Here is a 14,826-nt window from a genome sequence, read left to right on the forward strand (position 1 = left end):
CCCCCATTACCGTCGCCACGACCAGCAAGGGCCGGGCAATCAGCAGATCGCCGATCATGGCGTACGCAGGCGGGTTCTGGATGGTGTACCGCGGATCACCGCTGCCGCTGTTGGCGACGGCTGAAGTGCCGACGCTCAACAGCATCGCGACGACAAGGGTTTGAAGCAGCTTCATGACACGGTCCTTCGGCTAAACAGTCAGAACACTGACTATAGAACGTCGGCGTTTCAGCTCTGGCAGCGCGGGCAAAAGACGCTGGCGCGCTGCCCGAGCTTCACTTCGCGCAATTGCGTGCCACAGACTTTGCAGTGCTCGGCACCCCGGCCGTACACGAACAGCTCCTGCTGGAAGTAGCCCGGCTGACCGTCCCCCCCGATAAAGTCCCGCAGCGTGGTACCGCCGCGCTCGATGGCGGCGGCCAGGATGCGTTTGATTTCGATCGCCAACTTCAGATATCGAGTTCGGGAAATGCTCTTGGCCTCCCGCCGCGGGTCAATACCAGCGGCGAACAGCGCTTCGGTCGCGTAGATATTGCCGACGCCGACCACCACCGCGTTGTCCATGATGAACGGTTTGACCGCCATCGAACGCCCGCGAGACAGCTGGAACAAACGGTCACCGTCGAACAGGTCGGTCAGCGGCTCCGGCCCCAGGCGAATCAACAGTTCATGATTGAGCGGGTCGAGACTCCAGAGCATCGCGCCAAACCGGCGTGGGTCTGTGTATCGCAAGGCCAGGCCCGACTCCAGTTCGATGTCCACATGCTCGTGCTTGGCCGCGGGCAGGCCGACTTCCACCAGACGCAAATTCCCCGACATGCCCAAATGGCTGATCAAGGTGCCGACTTCAGCATTGATCAGCAGGTACTTGGCCCGCCGCTCCACCAGCACGATGCGCTGGCCGGACAGGCGCACATCAAGATCTTCGGGAATCGGCCAGCGCAGACGGCGGTCGCGCACGATCACCCGGCTGACGCGCTGTCCTTCCAGGTGCGGGGCAATGCCACGGCGGGTGGTTTCGACTTCTGGCAGTTCAGGCATGGAGGTCGCGGATCGTCTGTTTGAGGGTCTCGAAATCGTAATCCGAGAGGCCGACGTAATCGAGCACCAGATGCGCGATGCTGTTCCATTCATGGTCTTCGGTCTGGTTGCCCAGCACCCGGTAGGACGCACAAATGTGTTCGGCCATCTTCAGGATCGCCAGCAGGTTCTTCAGCGAGCTGTTGCGCGACGACTCATCGCTGAAGATCGCCAGGGCATTGTGGTGATTGGCGATCGCGGCCGTGACGTGGTCCGGCAGGCGCCAGGATTTGGCCGTGTAATAGCCAACCACCGCGTGGTTGGTGTTGAACGCCTGGTTCTCGGTGTCCACCACCCGGCAATCGGGACCGGCGTTGGCGTAGGCCTGTTCCAGCACCGTCATGTATTCGGGAAAACGCTGGAGCATCAGCGGCACGCCACAGTCGTGGAACAGACCCAGGGCGTACGCTTCGTCGCCGGCCTGGACCCCGATGCGCTTGGCCAGGGTCAGGCAAGTCATCGCGACGTCCTGCGCGGTGTCCCAGAAACGGTTCAAGGTGACGATGGTTTCGTCGTTCATCTCACCCTTGATCGACTGCGCGTTGATCAGGTTGATGATCGAGCGGCTGCCCAGCAGATTCACCGCGCGCTGGATCGAGGCGATCTTGTTGGTCAAACCGTAATACGGCGAGTTGACGATTTTCAGCAAGGCTCCGGAGAGACCCGGGTCCTGGGAAATCAGCTTCGCGATCACGTCCAGATCCGGGTCGGGCATGTACTGCTCCATCTGCAGATCCACCATGATCTGCGGTTGGGCCGGCACGCTGATGCCTTGCAGGGATTGCTGGATTTGTTCGGGAGTCAACTCTTGGGACATAGGTACACACTCTGGGCCAGGCGCAGATTCTAGCTTCTAAAAATCGGATCCGACATGCCGGTGAGTACATCGCAGGAGCTTTCATCCATTTGAAACCGCTTTCGCGAGCAGGGGCCATCAGCGTTTCATCGCCCATCAATCCCGCCACAGGCTGCAACACGCTATACTCCCGCTCTTTTTTCCGGAGCGACGTCATGTCCCTGCCTAGCCTGCGCCTCAAAGCCAACGCCGACCGCCGTCTGCGCAACGGTCATTTGTGGGTCTATAGCAACGAAATCGATGTAGCGGCGACCCCTTTGCACGGTTTCAAGGCCGGCGATCAGGCGATCCTCGAAGCCGCCGGCGGCAAGCCGCTGGGCATCGTGGCCATGAGCCCGAACAACCTGATCTGCGCCCGCCTGCTGTCGCGCGACATCAAGCTGCCGCTGGACAAGTCGCTGCTGGTGCATCGCCTGAACGTGGCCCTGTCGCTGCGCGATCGCCTGTTCGACAAGCCGTTCTACCGCCTGGTCTACGGCGATTCCGACCTGCTGCCGGGCCTGGTGGTCGACCGTTTCGGCGACATTCTGGTGGTGCAGATCGCCTCGGCGACCATGGAAGCCCACAAGGACGACGTGATCGCGGCGCTGACCCAAGTACTCAAGCCGAGCGGCATTCTGTTCAAGAACGACTCCGCCGCCCGTGACGCCGAAGGCCTGAACCGCTACGTCGAAACCGTGTTCGGCCTGGTGCCGGAATGGGTGGCGCTGGAAGAGAACGGCGTGAAGTTCGAAGCACCGGTCATTCAAGGCCAGAAAACCGGCTGGTTCTACGACCACCGCATGAACCGCGCACGCCTTGCACCGTATGCCAAGGGCAAGCGCGTACTGGATCTGTACAGCTACATCGGCGGCTGGGGCGTGCAAGCGGCGGCGTTCGGCGCCAGCGAAGTGTTCTGCGTCGACGCATCGGCCTTCGCCCTCGACGGCGTCGAGCGCAACGCCGCGCTAAACGGTTTTGCCGAAAAGATGACCTGCATCGAAGGCGACGTGTTCGAAGCCCTGAAAGAGCTCAAAGCCAGCGAAGAACGTTTCGACGTGATCGTGGCCGACCCGCCGGCGTTCATCAAACGCAAGAAAGACATGAAAAACGGCGAAGGCGCCTACCGTCGCCTGAACGAGCAAGCCATGCGCCTGCTGACCAAGGACGGCATCCTGTTCAGCGCCTCCTGCTCGATGCACCTGCCGGAAGACGACCTACAAAATATCCTGCTGACCAGCGCCCGCCACCTGGATCGCAACATCCAGATGCTGGAGCGCGGCGGCCAGGGCCCGGACCATCCGGTGCACCCGGCGATTGCTGAAACGCGTTACATCAAGAGCATTACTTGCCGGCTGTTGCCTAACAGCTAACCGCTATCTAATTGCGGGAGCGAGTCAGCTCGTTCCCGCAACAGATTCAGAACAGTCCCACACTTGCTGCATTGACTTCCCTGTTCATCAAGTCGACTCTCGACCCCCCCTCACGGATCGAGAGCGTTGTTGATGAACCCTTCCACGCACGCCGCGAAAAAATCGTCGCTCATCCTGCTGTTGATGACCATGACGCTACTGGGCGTTTTTCCGCTGGACGTCGTACTTCCTTCCTTTCCCGCTCTCTCTGACTACTACCAGACCTCACCGTCCGACATTGCCCTGTCCGTCAGTTTATTTGCCATTGGCCTGGCGTTGTCCGTGCTGCTGATCGGACCGTTTTCCGACCTGTGGGGACGCAAGAGACTGCTGCTCGGCGGTATCGCCATCGCTGCGATTGGCGCCGCGGGCTGCCTGGTTTCCAGCGAATACAGCTGGTTTCTGTTCTTTCGGGTCATCCAGGCAGTGGGGTGCGGATCCTTTGCGTTGTCACAGGCGCTGATTCAGGATTTGTTCGTCGGCAGGGAACAGGAGCGAATCAGGATCTGGATGACGACCGGCAGCGGGGTGTTCATTTCCATATCGCCGCTACTTGGCACCTGGCTGCAAATGCATCTGGGCTGGCAAGGCAGCTTTTATGTCTTTATGGCGTTGGCGGCCATTGTCTGGATAAGGGCGAGTGCCCTGCTCAAGGAAACTCCGCGCAGTCGCAATATGTCGTCCGGCGGCTTTTTCAGTGCCTACTGGCGGTTGTGTTCCGATTTTAGCTTCATGGGTTACTGGCTGATTTCGGCCCTGGCTTTTGCCTGTCATTTTTCATTCATCGTCATCTCGCCCATCATTTTCATGGAGCGTCTGGGGCTCTCATCATACGAATTCGCCTGGGCATTGTTGCTGTATGGCGTGGCTTATGTGTTCGGCGGGATAGTCGCCAGCGCGCTGCATCGGCGTCTGCAGGCCAATACGCAGATTATTGTCGGCCTGGGGCTGATCGCACTGTCGGGGCTGGTCATGCTGTGGCTGGCGAATCAATTCGGTCTCACTGCCGCTGCGGTGCTGATTCCCATGCTCATTTGTACGGCCGGCACCACCATTGCCAGGCCTATCGCCAACTCCAAAGCCATGACCCTCTATCCACATGATGGCGGTACGTCCTCCTCGGTCGGCGGCCTAATGATCTTCATGTGCGGAGGTGTGATTAGCGCCGTGATCAATTTCGCCTCAGAGAACCTGACTACCGCGCTGGCCTTGTGTTTCCTTATCTTGAGCGCAGCGGGTCTTGGCTTGAACACATTGATCATGCAGCGGAGTCTGGCGGCGAAAATGAGCTGATACCTGCCAGTCGTCATCCCGCACGCTTCGTCAACACTGGATCAGCACTTCCCGGCATTCCCTCCAGCCGCCAGCCGTGTAGAATCGCGAACATTCATCGCCAGTCATCCCCGGCGGGTTTATGAGCTCAAGCTGAAGCGCGCGGCGATCCCGCAAAGTTATCGGCAACCTATGGACACACGGCCATTTCCGAGTACTCCAGACGTCACTAGAAGCTCACTTCCCTTTTGATACCTGATTAGCCGCCCGGAGTGCTTCATGCCTGATTACCGTTCGAAAACATCCACCCACGGTCGCAACATGGCCGGTGCCCGCGCACTGTGGCGCGCCACGGGGATGAAAGATGACGACTTCAAAAAGCCGATCATCGCCATTGCCAACTCCTTCACCCAGTTCGTACCGGGCCACGTCCACCTCAAGGACCTGGGCCAACTGGTCGCCCGCGAAATCGAACGCGCCGGCGGTGTGGCAAAAGAATTCAACACCATCGCGGTCGATGACGGCATCGCCATGGGCCACGACGGCATGCTCTATTCGCTGCCAAGCCGCGAGATCATCGCCGACTCCGTCGAGTACATGGTCAACGCCCACTGCGCCGACGCCATCGTCTGCATCTCCAACTGCGACAAGATCACCCCTGGCATGCTGATGGCCGCCCTGCGCCTGAACATCCCGGTGATCTTCGTATCCGGCGGCCCGATGGAAGCCGGCAAGACCAAACTGGCCAGCCACGGTCTCGACCTGGTCGATGCCATGGTGATCGCCGCCGACTCCAGCGCTTCTGACGAGAAGGTTGCCGAGTACGAGCGCAGCGCCTGCCCGACCTGCGGTTCGTGTTCCGGTATGTTCACCGCCAACTCGATGAACTGCCTGGTCGAAGCCTTGGGCCTGGCCTTGCCGGGCAACGGTTCGACCCTGGCCACCCACAGCGACCGCGAGCAGCTGTTCCTGCAGGCCGGCCGCACCATCGTCGAGCTGTGCAAGCGTTACTACGGCGAGAACGATCAGTCGGTACTGCCGCGCAATATCGCCAACTTCCAAGCGTTCGAAAACGCCATGACCCTGGACATCGCCATGGGCGGTTCCACCAACACCATCCTGCACTTGCTGGCCGCCGCCCAGGAAGCCGAGATCGATTTCGACCTGCGCGACATCGACCGCCTTTCGCGCAACGTGCCGCAACTGTGCAAGGTCGCGCCGAACATCCAGAAGTACCACATGGAAGACGTGCACCGTGCCGGCGGGATCTTCAGCATCCTCGGCTCCCTGGCCCGTGGCGGCCTGCTGCACACCCAGTTGCCGACCGTGCACAGCCGCAGCATGGAAGAAGCCATCGCCAAGTGGGACATCACCCAGACCGACGACGAAGCGGTGCATCACTTCTTCAAGGCCGGTCCCGCGGGCATCCCGACGCAAACCGCGTTCAGCCAGTCGACCCGTTGGGAAACCCTGGACGACGACCGTGAAAACGGCTGCATCCGCAGTGTCGAGCACGCCTATTCGAAAGAAGGCGGCCTGGCCGTGCTGTACGGCAACATCGCCCTGGACGGTTGCGTGGTGAAAACCGCCGGCGTCGACGAGTCGATCCACGTGTTCGAAGGCAACGCGAAGATCTTCGAAAGCCAGGACAGTGCCGTACGCGGGATCCTCGCCGACGAAGTGAAAGAAGGCGACATCGTCATCATTCGCTACGAAGGCCCGAAAGGCGGCCCGGGCATGCAGGAAATGCTCTACCCGACTTCGTACCTGAAATCCAAAGGCCTGGGCAAAGCCTGCGCCCTGCTCACCGACGGTCGTTTCTCCGGCGGCACCTCGGGCCTGTCCATCGGCCACGCTTCGCCTGAAGCCGCTGCCGGTGGCGCGATTGGCCTGGTGCAGGACGGCGACAAAGTGCTGATCGACATTCCGAATCGCTCGATCAACCTGTTGATCAGCGACGAAGAACTGGCCGCGCGCCGCGTCGAGCAGGACAAGAAAGGCTGGAAACCGGTGGAAGTGCGTCCACGTAAAGTGACCACTGCCCTGAAAGCCTACGCGCTGCTGGCGACCAGTGCCGACAAGGGTGCGGTGCGTAACAAGGCGATGCTTGACGGGCTTTGATGCTTAACTGTTGAACAAAAAATACCCCGCCAAGTGCGGGGTATTTTTTTGCTAATGAAGCCGGGTCGGCAATGGATATTCCTTTGAATGTGACGCCGCCATCGCGGGCAAGCCTGCTCCCACAAGGTCTCGGGTGAAACACAGGTCGTGTGAACACCCAAGCCCCCTGTGGGAGCGCCGCGGTCTTTATTGAATCTCTTGCGGCGTAACGATCACCCAGTTCTTGTCCGCCGTCACCGCCAGCCCTTCCTTGGCCTGGGCCGCGGCGTTCTTGGCCATCATGCCGTTGATCTGGGTCATGTACTTGTCCTTGCGGTTGACCCACAGGTGGATGCCACCCTTGGCCACGTCGACACCGTGGAACAGCATGTAGCCGTCACTGGTCGGGGTGTCGCCGCCGACGAGGACCGGTTTTTTCCATTCATCGATGTAGGTCAGGATCGCGGCATGCTTGCCGGCCATCCAGGTCGCCGGAGTCCACAGGTACGGGGTCAGTTCCAGGCCGAGGTTGGCCTTCTCGTCATACTTGCCGGCGGTGATCTGCTTGCGCGCGGTGGTCAGTTCGCCAGTCTTTTGGTCCTTGAGCAGCAATGACACGCCGATCACGTTCTGCGGTTTGACGTTGTAGCCGTACTTCGGATCGGCCGCGACCATGCGCACCAGTTCTTCGGAGGCGGCGGTCATCACGTAGACCTCGATGCCGTTCTCCATCAGCTTGTTGTACAGCTCTTGCTGGCCAGTGAAGATTTTCGGCGGGTTGACGTCGAGCTTCTTGACCACATCGCCTTCGTAGTACGTGGCCGGCACCGGTTTACCGGAAGCCATCAACTCATCGACATAGCCCTTGAGTTCCTTGAGCGTGAAGCCGGAAAACACCTGGGCGACCCATGGATAGCAAACCATGTCGTCGAGTTCGCAGAGGCGGTAGTAGTAGCTGAACAGGCTTTCCTTGTGGTCGGCGGTGTCCTTGAACGGCATCAGTTTCAGGGAGGGGTCGAGTTTGTCGCGGGTGATCAGGCCCTTGTTCTCCATGAACGGCAGCAACGACTCTTCGAGGTCGTAGCGGTAACTGGTGTTGTCCATGTCGAACACCGCGTAGTTACCTTTGTTGGCGTTGGCGGCGATCATCGCGTCCAGCGCCTTGGCCTGATCGGCAGGCCAGTGTTTCAGATCCGTGGCGAGTACCTGGCCGGCAAGGCCCAGGCAAAGAGCTGCAGCCAGTAATTTCGGTGCTAACTTCATCGACTTTCTCCCTGAGTGAAAGACATCGACGCTAACAAATAAGTGTGACAGTCCTCGTCCGTCAGCGACCGCCAACGTGCCTATCGCGCCAGCCGTATTCCCAAAAGCGACACACGCTTATTCCAAAAACGACAGTTTCAAGACGTTTTCGATATTAATTCATTGGAAATCAAGCTGTTAGGCTTGCCGGTTCGCAGCTGCCCCGGAAGGCAGTTGGCATATGTCTAATGGGAGTTCCAATGAATCTGCCGCTGATTCTCAACTTGCTGGTGTTCCTCGCTTTGCTCTTCGTCCTGGCGCAAACCCGCCAGACTACATTTAGCCTGGCAAAAAAGGTCCTGCTCGCACTGGTGCTGGGCGTGGTGTTCGGTGTGTCGCTGCACACTGTTTACGGCACCGGCAATCCGGTGCTGAAAGCCTCGATCGGCTGGTTCGATCTGGTGGGTAACGGTTATGTGCAGCTGCTGCAAATGATCGTCATCCCGCTGGTGTTCGCCTCGATCCTCAGTGCCGTGGCACGTCTGCACAACGCCTCGTCGCTGGGCAAGATCAGCTTCCTGACCATCGGCACGTTGCTGTTCACCACGGCCATCGCGGCGCTGATCGGCATCGGCCTGACCAACCTGTTCGGCCTGACCGCCGAAGGCCTGGTGGCCGGCACCCAGGAAATGGCGCGTCTGCAAACCATTCAGACTGACTATGTGGGCAAGGTCGCAGACCTGAATGTGCCGCAATTGCTGCTGTCGTTCATTCCGCAAAACCCATTCGCCGATCTGGCGCGGGCCAAACCGACGTCGATCATCAGCGTGGTGATCTTCGCCGCCTTCCTCGGCGTCGCGGCTCTGCAACTGCTCAAGGATGACGTGGAAAAGGGTCAGAAAGTGATCAACGCCATCGACACCCTGCAAGCCTGGGTGATGCGTCTGGTGCGTCTGGTGATGAAGCTGACCCCATACGGCGTCCTGGCGCTGATGACCAAAGTCGTCGCTGGTTCCAACCTGCAGGACATCATCAAGCTCGGCAGTTTCGTGGTGGTTTCCTACATCGGCCTTGGCCTGATGTTTGTCGTCCATGGCCTGCTGGTGTCGGCTGCGGGGATCAATCCGCTGCGCTTCTTCCGCAAGATCTGGCCGGTGCTGACGTTTGCTTTCACCAGCCGGTCGAGCGCGGCGACGATCCCGTTGAGCATTGAAGCGCAGACCAGCCGTTTGGGTATTCCGCAGTCCGTCGCCAGCTTCGCCGCATCGTTCGGCGCGACCATTGGCCAGAATGGCTGTGCCGGTCTGTACCCGGCGATGTTGGCAGTGATGGTGGCGCCGACCGTGGGCATCAATCCGCTGGACCCGCTGTGGATCGCGACGCTGGTGGCGATTGTCACGCTGAGTTCGGCCGGTGTGGCCGGGGTGGGTGGTGGTGCGACCTTTGCCGCGCTGATCGTGCTGCCGGCGATGGGCTTGCCGGTTTCATTGGTGGCGTTGCTGATTTCGGTCGAGCCGTTGATTGATATGGGGCGTACGGCGTTGAACGTCAGTGGTTCGATCACGGCCGGTGCGGTTGCCAGCCAGGTGATGCAGCAGACGGATAAAGCGTTGCTGGAGGCGGATGAGCATTCGGCGTTGGCGCACGCTTAAATTCTTTAGCGTCTGATCTGGCCTCATCGCCAGCAGGCTGGCTCCCACAGGGATTTTGGGTGTTCACACAATCTGTGTTTCACCTCAAACCCACTGTGGGAGCCAGCCTGCTGGCGATGCTTTTAGGCTTTTTCCCAGACTTCGAAGTTGTACGCCGGTTTGTCATCTACTGCCGGATTTTCGATGTTGGAAACCAATTTCCACTGTTTCAAATCAAACTCCGGAAACCAAGCATCCCCTTCCGGGCTCAACGCCACGCGCGTCAAATACAACCGATCAGCCTGCGCCAACCCCTGCGCATACAACTGCGCCCCGCCAATCAGCATCAGCTCATCGACACCCTGCTCTTTCGCCCATTGCTCGGCGCGAACCACGGCGGCTTCCAGCGACGGATAAACCTCCGCGCCTTCCAGCACCAGATCCGTCTGACGGCTGACTACGATGTTCAAGCGCCCAGGCAACGGACGACCGAGGGAATCCCAGGTCTTGCGGCCCATGATGATCGGCTTGCCCAGGGTGGTGGCCTTGAAGTATTTGAAGTCCCCCGGCAAGTGCCAGGGCATGCTGTTGTCGATGCCGATCACACGGTTTTCACCGAGGGCTGCGATCAGGCTTAAGGGGAGTGATTTAGTCATGCCGGCGAGGATACCAGAGCCTCGCTTTCCCCGATAAGCGCCACAGCGGTTATGCTCACAGCTCAATTAAGCGACGGGATGCCGCGTGACTGAACTGAATAACCTCTGGCTGACAGAAACCATCCGCCTGCGTGAAGAACACGCGGGTCCCCTGGAAGACCTGGAAGCCAATCGACTGGCCCGCAGCGCGGGCGGCGACCTGCCGACACGCATTCAACGCCGGGCCCTGTGGCTGGCCGAACGGGATGGCTTGGGCGACGCGCTCAAGCACTGGCTACAAGGGGCACGACTAGCGTTGATCGTACTGGCGGTGCTGGCCGTGGTCAGCGGCGCCGGCCTGGCATTTGCTGCACTGGGTGACGGCCAGACGCCGGTGAATGTGTTCTGGGCTTTGGGCAGTCTGCTCGGGATCAATCTGATTCTGCTGCTGAGCTGGGCGATAGGTCTGGTGTTTGCCGGCGAACACGGCGCCAGCCTTGGACGTCTGTGGTTATGGCTCAGCGAAAAGCTCGCCCGCGACGCCAAGGCCGCACAATTGGCGCCTGCCCTGCTCTTGCTGCTGCAACGACAGAAACTCAATCGCTGGGCAATCGGCGTGCTGGTCAACGGCGTGTGGTTGCTGGCGATGCTCAGTGCGCTGGTGATGCTGCTGACATTGATGGCCACCCGGCGCTACGGCTTTGTCTGGGAAACCACCATCCTCGGTGCGGATACCTTTATCACCATGATCCAAGGCCTCGGCGCCCTGCCGGCGCTACTCGGTTTCAGCGTGCCGACCGTGGAAATGATCCGCGCCAGTGGCGATGCCGCACTGAACATCGAAAGCGCCCGCCAGGCCTGGGCCGCCTGGCTGGTCGGTGTGCTGCTGGTCTTTGGCGTTATACCGCGATTGCTGCTGGCAGTGTTTTGCCTCTGGCGCTGGAAAGCCGGCCAGGCACAGTTGCAGCTGGATTTGAACCTGCCCGGTTATGCGCAACTGCGTGAACGCCTGATGCCCACCAGCGAACGCCTGGGCATCAGCGATGAAGCGCCTGCGCAACTGCATCGGGTCGAAAGCGGTGTCAGCGACCAGCAAAGCGACGGCGCATTACTGGTGGCCATCGAGCTGGACGATCAACGCCCGTGGCCGCCGCAATTGCCGAAGAATGTGAGCAACGCCGGTATTCTCGACAGCCGTGAATCGCGGCACAAACTCCTCGAACAACTGAGCCGCTTCCCCCCGGCTCGTCTGGCCATCGCGTGCGATCCACGGCGCTCGCCGGATCGCGGCAGCCTGGCGCTGATCGCCGAGCTGGCCCGCAGCGCCAGCGCCACTCGCATATGGCTGCTGCAAGCGCCGCCCGGCGAAGCGCTGGATGCCGACCGCCTTGGTGATTGGCATGCAGCACTGCAACAGTTGGAGCTGCCGTTTGCCGATTGTGCGCCGCTGAATTGGCTGGAGACGGGTCATGACTAATGTCAGAAGCGGGCCTCTCAAACTCGCCGTGGTCGGCCACACCAACGTCGGCAAAACCTCATTGCTGCGCACTTTGACCCGCGATGTCGGCTTCGGCGAAGTCTCCCATCGCCCCAGCACCACGCGCCATGTCGAGGGTGCGCGCTTGTCGGTGGACGGCGAACCCTTGCTCGACTTGTTCGACACACCCGGCCTGGAAGACGCCATCGCCCTGCTCGACTACCTCGAACGCCTGGAGCGCCCCGGTGAACGCCTCGACGGCCCGGCGCGACTGACGCGATTCCTGGAAGGCAGTGAAGCGCGGCAGCGTTTCGAACAGGAAGCCAAAGTCCTGCGACAACTGCTGACCTGCGATGCCGGGCTCTACGTGATCGACGCCCGCGAACCGGTGCTGGCCAAGTACCGTGACGAACTGGAAGTGCTGGCTGGGTGTGGCAAGCCGCTGCTGCCGGTGCTGAATTTCGTCAGCAGCGCCAATCACCGCGAACCGGCGTGGCGTGAAGCGCTGGCGCGCCTGGGCCTGCATGCGTTGGTGCGATTCGACAGCGTCGCGCCGCCGGAGGATGGCGAGCGCCGACTCTATGAAAGCCTCGCACTCCTGCTGGAACATGCTCGTCCGCAACTTGAGCGGTTGATTGCCGATCAACAGGCTCAACGCCTTGCCCGCCAACAAAGTGCGGCGCGTCTGATAGCCGAGTTATTGATCGATTGCGCCGCCTGCCGCCGTAGCGTGGTCAGCGATGCCGAACAGGAACAGCAAGCCATCGGCGAACTGCGCAAAACCGTTCGCCAACGGGAACAGCGTTGCGTCGATGCCCTGCTCAAGCTCTATGCCTTCCGCCCACAAGACGCGGCGGCCAGTGACTTGCCGCTGCTCGATGGCCGTTGGGGCGATGACCTGTTCAACCCCGAAACCCTCAAACAATTGGGCGTGCGGGTCGGCGGCGGGATCGCGGCCGGCGCGGCCGCCGGTGCCGGTGTCGACTTGCTGGTGGGAGGCATAACCCTCGGCGCCGCCGCACTGGCCGGTGCCATCGCCGGTGGCGCCCTGCAAACCGCGCGCAGTTATGGCAGCCGGCTGTTGGGCAAGATCAAAGGCCAGCGTGAACTGACCGTCGATGATCAGGTGCTGCGACTTTTGGCGCTGCGCCAACGGCAACTGCTGCAAGCGCTGGACGCCCGCGGGCATGCGGCAATGGACAGCATCCAGGTGGCCACGCCCCAGGACAAATCCTGGCGCGAAGGCAAGTTGCCCGAAGCCCTGAACAAGGCGCGGGCGCATCCGCAGTGGTCGTCGCTCAATGCGCATGCAAAGTTGAATCAGGCGGAGCGGCAGGAGCAGGTTGAGGAATTGGCGGGGCAGTTGTAAGTATTGTGGTGTCTGGGCTTGCCCGCGATAGCCGCACCTCGATCTCACATTTCTACGCCGCCAACAGCCGCAACGCCTTTTCCTTCAGAAGACCAAGATCAATCACCGGCACATGCATCTCCTTGGCCAGTTCATCCCACTGACGCATGCGCAGACTCACTTCGCACAAGGGATCCTGCTCGAAGGCATCGGCTTCGGCGTCGGTCATCACCCCGCCCTGATACTCCAGCGTGCGGCGGCTGGCTTCGCTCAAACGGTCGTAGTAACCCGGCTCCCTGAGCGTCAGGTAGCGCTTGGCCTGAACGTGATACTCCACCAAACGCGCCATGCGCTCGCTGAAGCCAGCGCTGCGCAGGTAATCGGCGCCCAGCCGTTCATGGCTGACCACCCCAAAACCGCCCATGTTCTCGGCGCCTTCGGCGCAGATATGCCCGATGTCGTGGAAAAACGCGGCGAGCACCACTTCGTCATCGAAGCCTTCGGCCATCGCACACTGCGCGGCCTGGGACATGTGCTCGATCTGCGATACCGGCTCGCCGATGTAATCGCTGTCGCCGAAGCGTTCGTACAGGGCGAACACCTTGGCGACTACCTGTTCGTTGTGGTTCATCAGAAATCTCTCGATGAAGTGGGATTTGCGTTGAATGGTAGACCGCTTTCGCGAGCAGGCTCGCTACCACAGGTGACCACATCCCCCTGTGGGAGCGAGCCTGCTCGCGAAGAGGCCCTGTCAAACGATGAAGATCTTACTTAGCGGCCACCTTCTCGGACTTGCCGTCATAGCGCTTGCGCCACTCGGTCAGGATTTCGTCGCGATTCTTCGACGCCCAGGCAAAGTCGTTCTTGATCAAACGCTGCTCATAGTCAGCCGGCAATTCGGTCTGCGGCTTGGCGATACCCGGTTGGGCGAGCACGGCGAAGTTCTCTTTGTACAACTCCATCGCCTCAGGACTGGCCGAGAAATCCGCTAGTTTCTTTGCGGCGTCTTCATGTGGCGTGCCTTTGATCACGGCAGTCGCTTCGATCTCCCAGCCCAGCCCTTCTTTCGGCAGGATGATGTCCAACGGCGCGCCCTGGCGCTTCAGTTGTACAGCCGGATACTCGAAGGAAATACCAATCGGGAATTCACCCGCCGCCGCCAGTTTGCAGGGCTTGGAACCGGAGTGAACGTACTGGCCGATGTTCTGGTGCAGGTCGTCCATGTACTGCCAGCCCTGCTTCTCGCCGAAGGTCTGCAACCAGGCGCTGACGTCGAGGAAACCGGTACCGGACGAAGCCGGGTTAGGCATGACGATCTTGCCCTTGTACTCAGGCTTGGTCAGGTCTTGCCAGCTCACCGGTTTGGTCAGGCCTTGCTTTTCGGCTTCGACGGTATTGAAGCAAATGGTCGCGGCCCAGACGTCCATGCCGACCCACGCCGGCGGGTTGGCGGCATCGCGGTAGTTGCCGCCGATTTTGCCCAGGTCCTTCGGCGCATAGCTTTGCAGCATACCTTGCTGGTCGAGGATGGCCAGACTCGAAGCGGCCAGGCCCCAGACCGCGTCAGCCTGAGGGCGGGCCTTTTCCGCCAGCAGCTTGGCGGTGATGATGCCGGTGGAATCACGTACCCATTTGATTTCTACGTCCGGGTTGGCCTTTTCGAACGCTTGTTTGTAGGTCTTCAGTTGTTCGGCTTCGAGGGCGGTGTACACCGTCAACTCGGTTTTCGCCGCAAAGGCGTTCAGGCTGAAAGCGGTGAGGACAGCGGCGGCCAGGGCCATAGGCTTGAACATG

The 14,826-nt window shown here is 60.6% G+C and carries 12 protein-coding genes and 1 pseudogene; 6 read left to right on the forward strand and 7 right to left on the reverse strand.

From position 1 onward, the window contains the following. The 3 genes and pseudogenes from FFS64_RS23870 to FFS64_RS23880 form a co-directional block, all read right to left on the reverse strand. Positions 1–175: pseudogene (locus FFS64_RS23870) on the reverse strand (multidrug transporter); the annotation flags it as partial. 53 nt (positions 176–228) lie between these two features. Next, the gene (mutM, locus tag FFS64_RS23875; protein WP_137807379.1) at positions 229–1,041 is read right to left on the reverse strand and encodes a bifunctional DNA-formamidopyrimidine glycosylase/DNA-(apurinic or apyrimidinic site) lyase; all 813 of its coding nucleotides are present in this window, start codon (positions 1,039–1,041) and stop codon (positions 229–231) included. Next, entirely contained in the window at positions 1,034–1,843 is an 810-nt protein-coding gene (locus FFS64_RS23880) for an HDOD domain-containing protein (RefSeq protein ID WP_171017128.1), read from the reverse strand. The genes mutM and FFS64_RS23880 overlap by 8 nt, the downstream gene beginning before the upstream one ends. Positions 1,844–2,091: 248 nt before the next feature. Between FFS64_RS23880 and FFS64_RS23885 the strand changes: the two genes are divergently transcribed. The 3 genes from FFS64_RS23885 (at position 2,092) to ilvD (ending at position 6,720) form a co-directional block, all read left to right on the forward strand. Continuing rightward, a complete protein-coding gene (locus FFS64_RS23885) occupies positions 2,092–3,288 on the forward strand; it encodes a class I SAM-dependent rRNA methyltransferase (RefSeq protein WP_137807381.1) in 1,197 nt (398 codons plus the stop codon). Between the two features lie 132 nt (positions 3,289–3,420). Next, entirely contained in the window at positions 3,421–4,620 is a 1,200-nt protein-coding gene (locus FFS64_RS23890) for an MFS transporter (RefSeq protein ID WP_137807382.1), read from the forward strand. 258 nt (positions 4,621–4,878) lie between these two features. Beyond that, entirely contained in the window at positions 4,879–6,720 is a 1,842-nt protein-coding gene (gene ilvD, locus FFS64_RS23895) for a dihydroxy-acid dehydratase (protein ID WP_137807383.1), read from the forward strand. Positions 6,721–6,906: 186 nt separating this feature from the next. Here ilvD and FFS64_RS23900 read toward each other — a convergent pair whose 3' ends face one another. After that, on the reverse strand, positions 6,907–7,962 hold the full coding sequence (locus tag FFS64_RS23900; protein WP_137807384.1) for a haloacid dehalogenase-like hydrolase: 1,056 nt from the start codon (positions 7,960–7,962) through the stop codon (positions 6,907–6,909). 239 nt (positions 7,963–8,201) lie between these two features. Between FFS64_RS23900 and FFS64_RS23905 the strand changes: the two genes are divergently transcribed. Further along, positions 8,202–9,593: an L-cystine transporter gene (locus FFS64_RS23905; RefSeq protein WP_137807385.1), complete on the forward strand. Its 1,392-nt coding sequence runs from the start codon at positions 8,202–8,204 to the stop codon at positions 9,591–9,593. Between the two features lie 122 nt (positions 9,594–9,715). Here FFS64_RS23905 and FFS64_RS23910 read toward each other — a convergent pair whose 3' ends face one another. Further along, positions 9,716–10,228 carry a dihydrofolate reductase gene (locus FFS64_RS23910; RefSeq protein ID WP_137807386.1) on the reverse strand — a complete coding sequence of 171 codons (513 nt, stop codon included), beginning with the start codon at positions 10,226–10,228 and terminating at the stop codon, positions 9,716–9,718. A gap of 85 nt (positions 10,229–10,313) precedes the next feature. Between FFS64_RS23910 and FFS64_RS23915 the strand changes: the two genes are divergently transcribed. Both FFS64_RS23915 and FFS64_RS23920 read left to right on the forward strand, forming a co-directional pair. Next, a complete protein-coding gene (locus tag FFS64_RS23915) occupies positions 10,314–11,684 on the forward strand; it encodes a DUF2868 domain-containing protein (protein WP_137807387.1) in 1,371 nt (456 codons plus the stop codon). Then, complete coding sequence (locus tag FFS64_RS23920) at positions 11,677–13,053, forward strand: GTPase/DUF3482 domain-containing protein (protein ID WP_137807388.1); 1,377 nt, start codon at positions 11,677–11,679, stop codon at positions 13,051–13,053. The genes FFS64_RS23915 and FFS64_RS23920 overlap by 8 nt, the downstream gene beginning before the upstream one ends. 52 nt (positions 13,054–13,105) lie before the next feature. On the opposite strand, the gene FFS64_RS23925 is transcribed toward FFS64_RS23920, so the two are convergent. Together FFS64_RS23925 and FFS64_RS23930 are read right to left on the reverse strand one after the other, a co-directional pair. Then, entirely contained in the window at positions 13,106–13,663 is a 558-nt protein-coding gene (locus FFS64_RS23925; protein ID WP_137807389.1) for a phosphonate degradation HD-domain oxygenase, read from the reverse strand. Positions 13,664–13,799: 136 nt separating this feature from the next. Next, positions 13,800–14,825, reverse strand: coding sequence for a putative 2-aminoethylphosphonate ABC transporter substrate-binding protein (locus FFS64_RS23930; protein ID WP_095196333.1), 1,026 nt, complete (start codon positions 14,823–14,825; stop codon positions 13,800–13,802). Position 14,826: the final 1 nt, after the last annotated feature.

Source organism: Pseudomonas sp. G(2018) (genome assembly GCF_005502415.1).
Taxonomy (GTDB): domain Bacteria; phylum Pseudomonadota; class Gammaproteobacteria; order Pseudomonadales; family Pseudomonadaceae; genus Aquipseudomonas.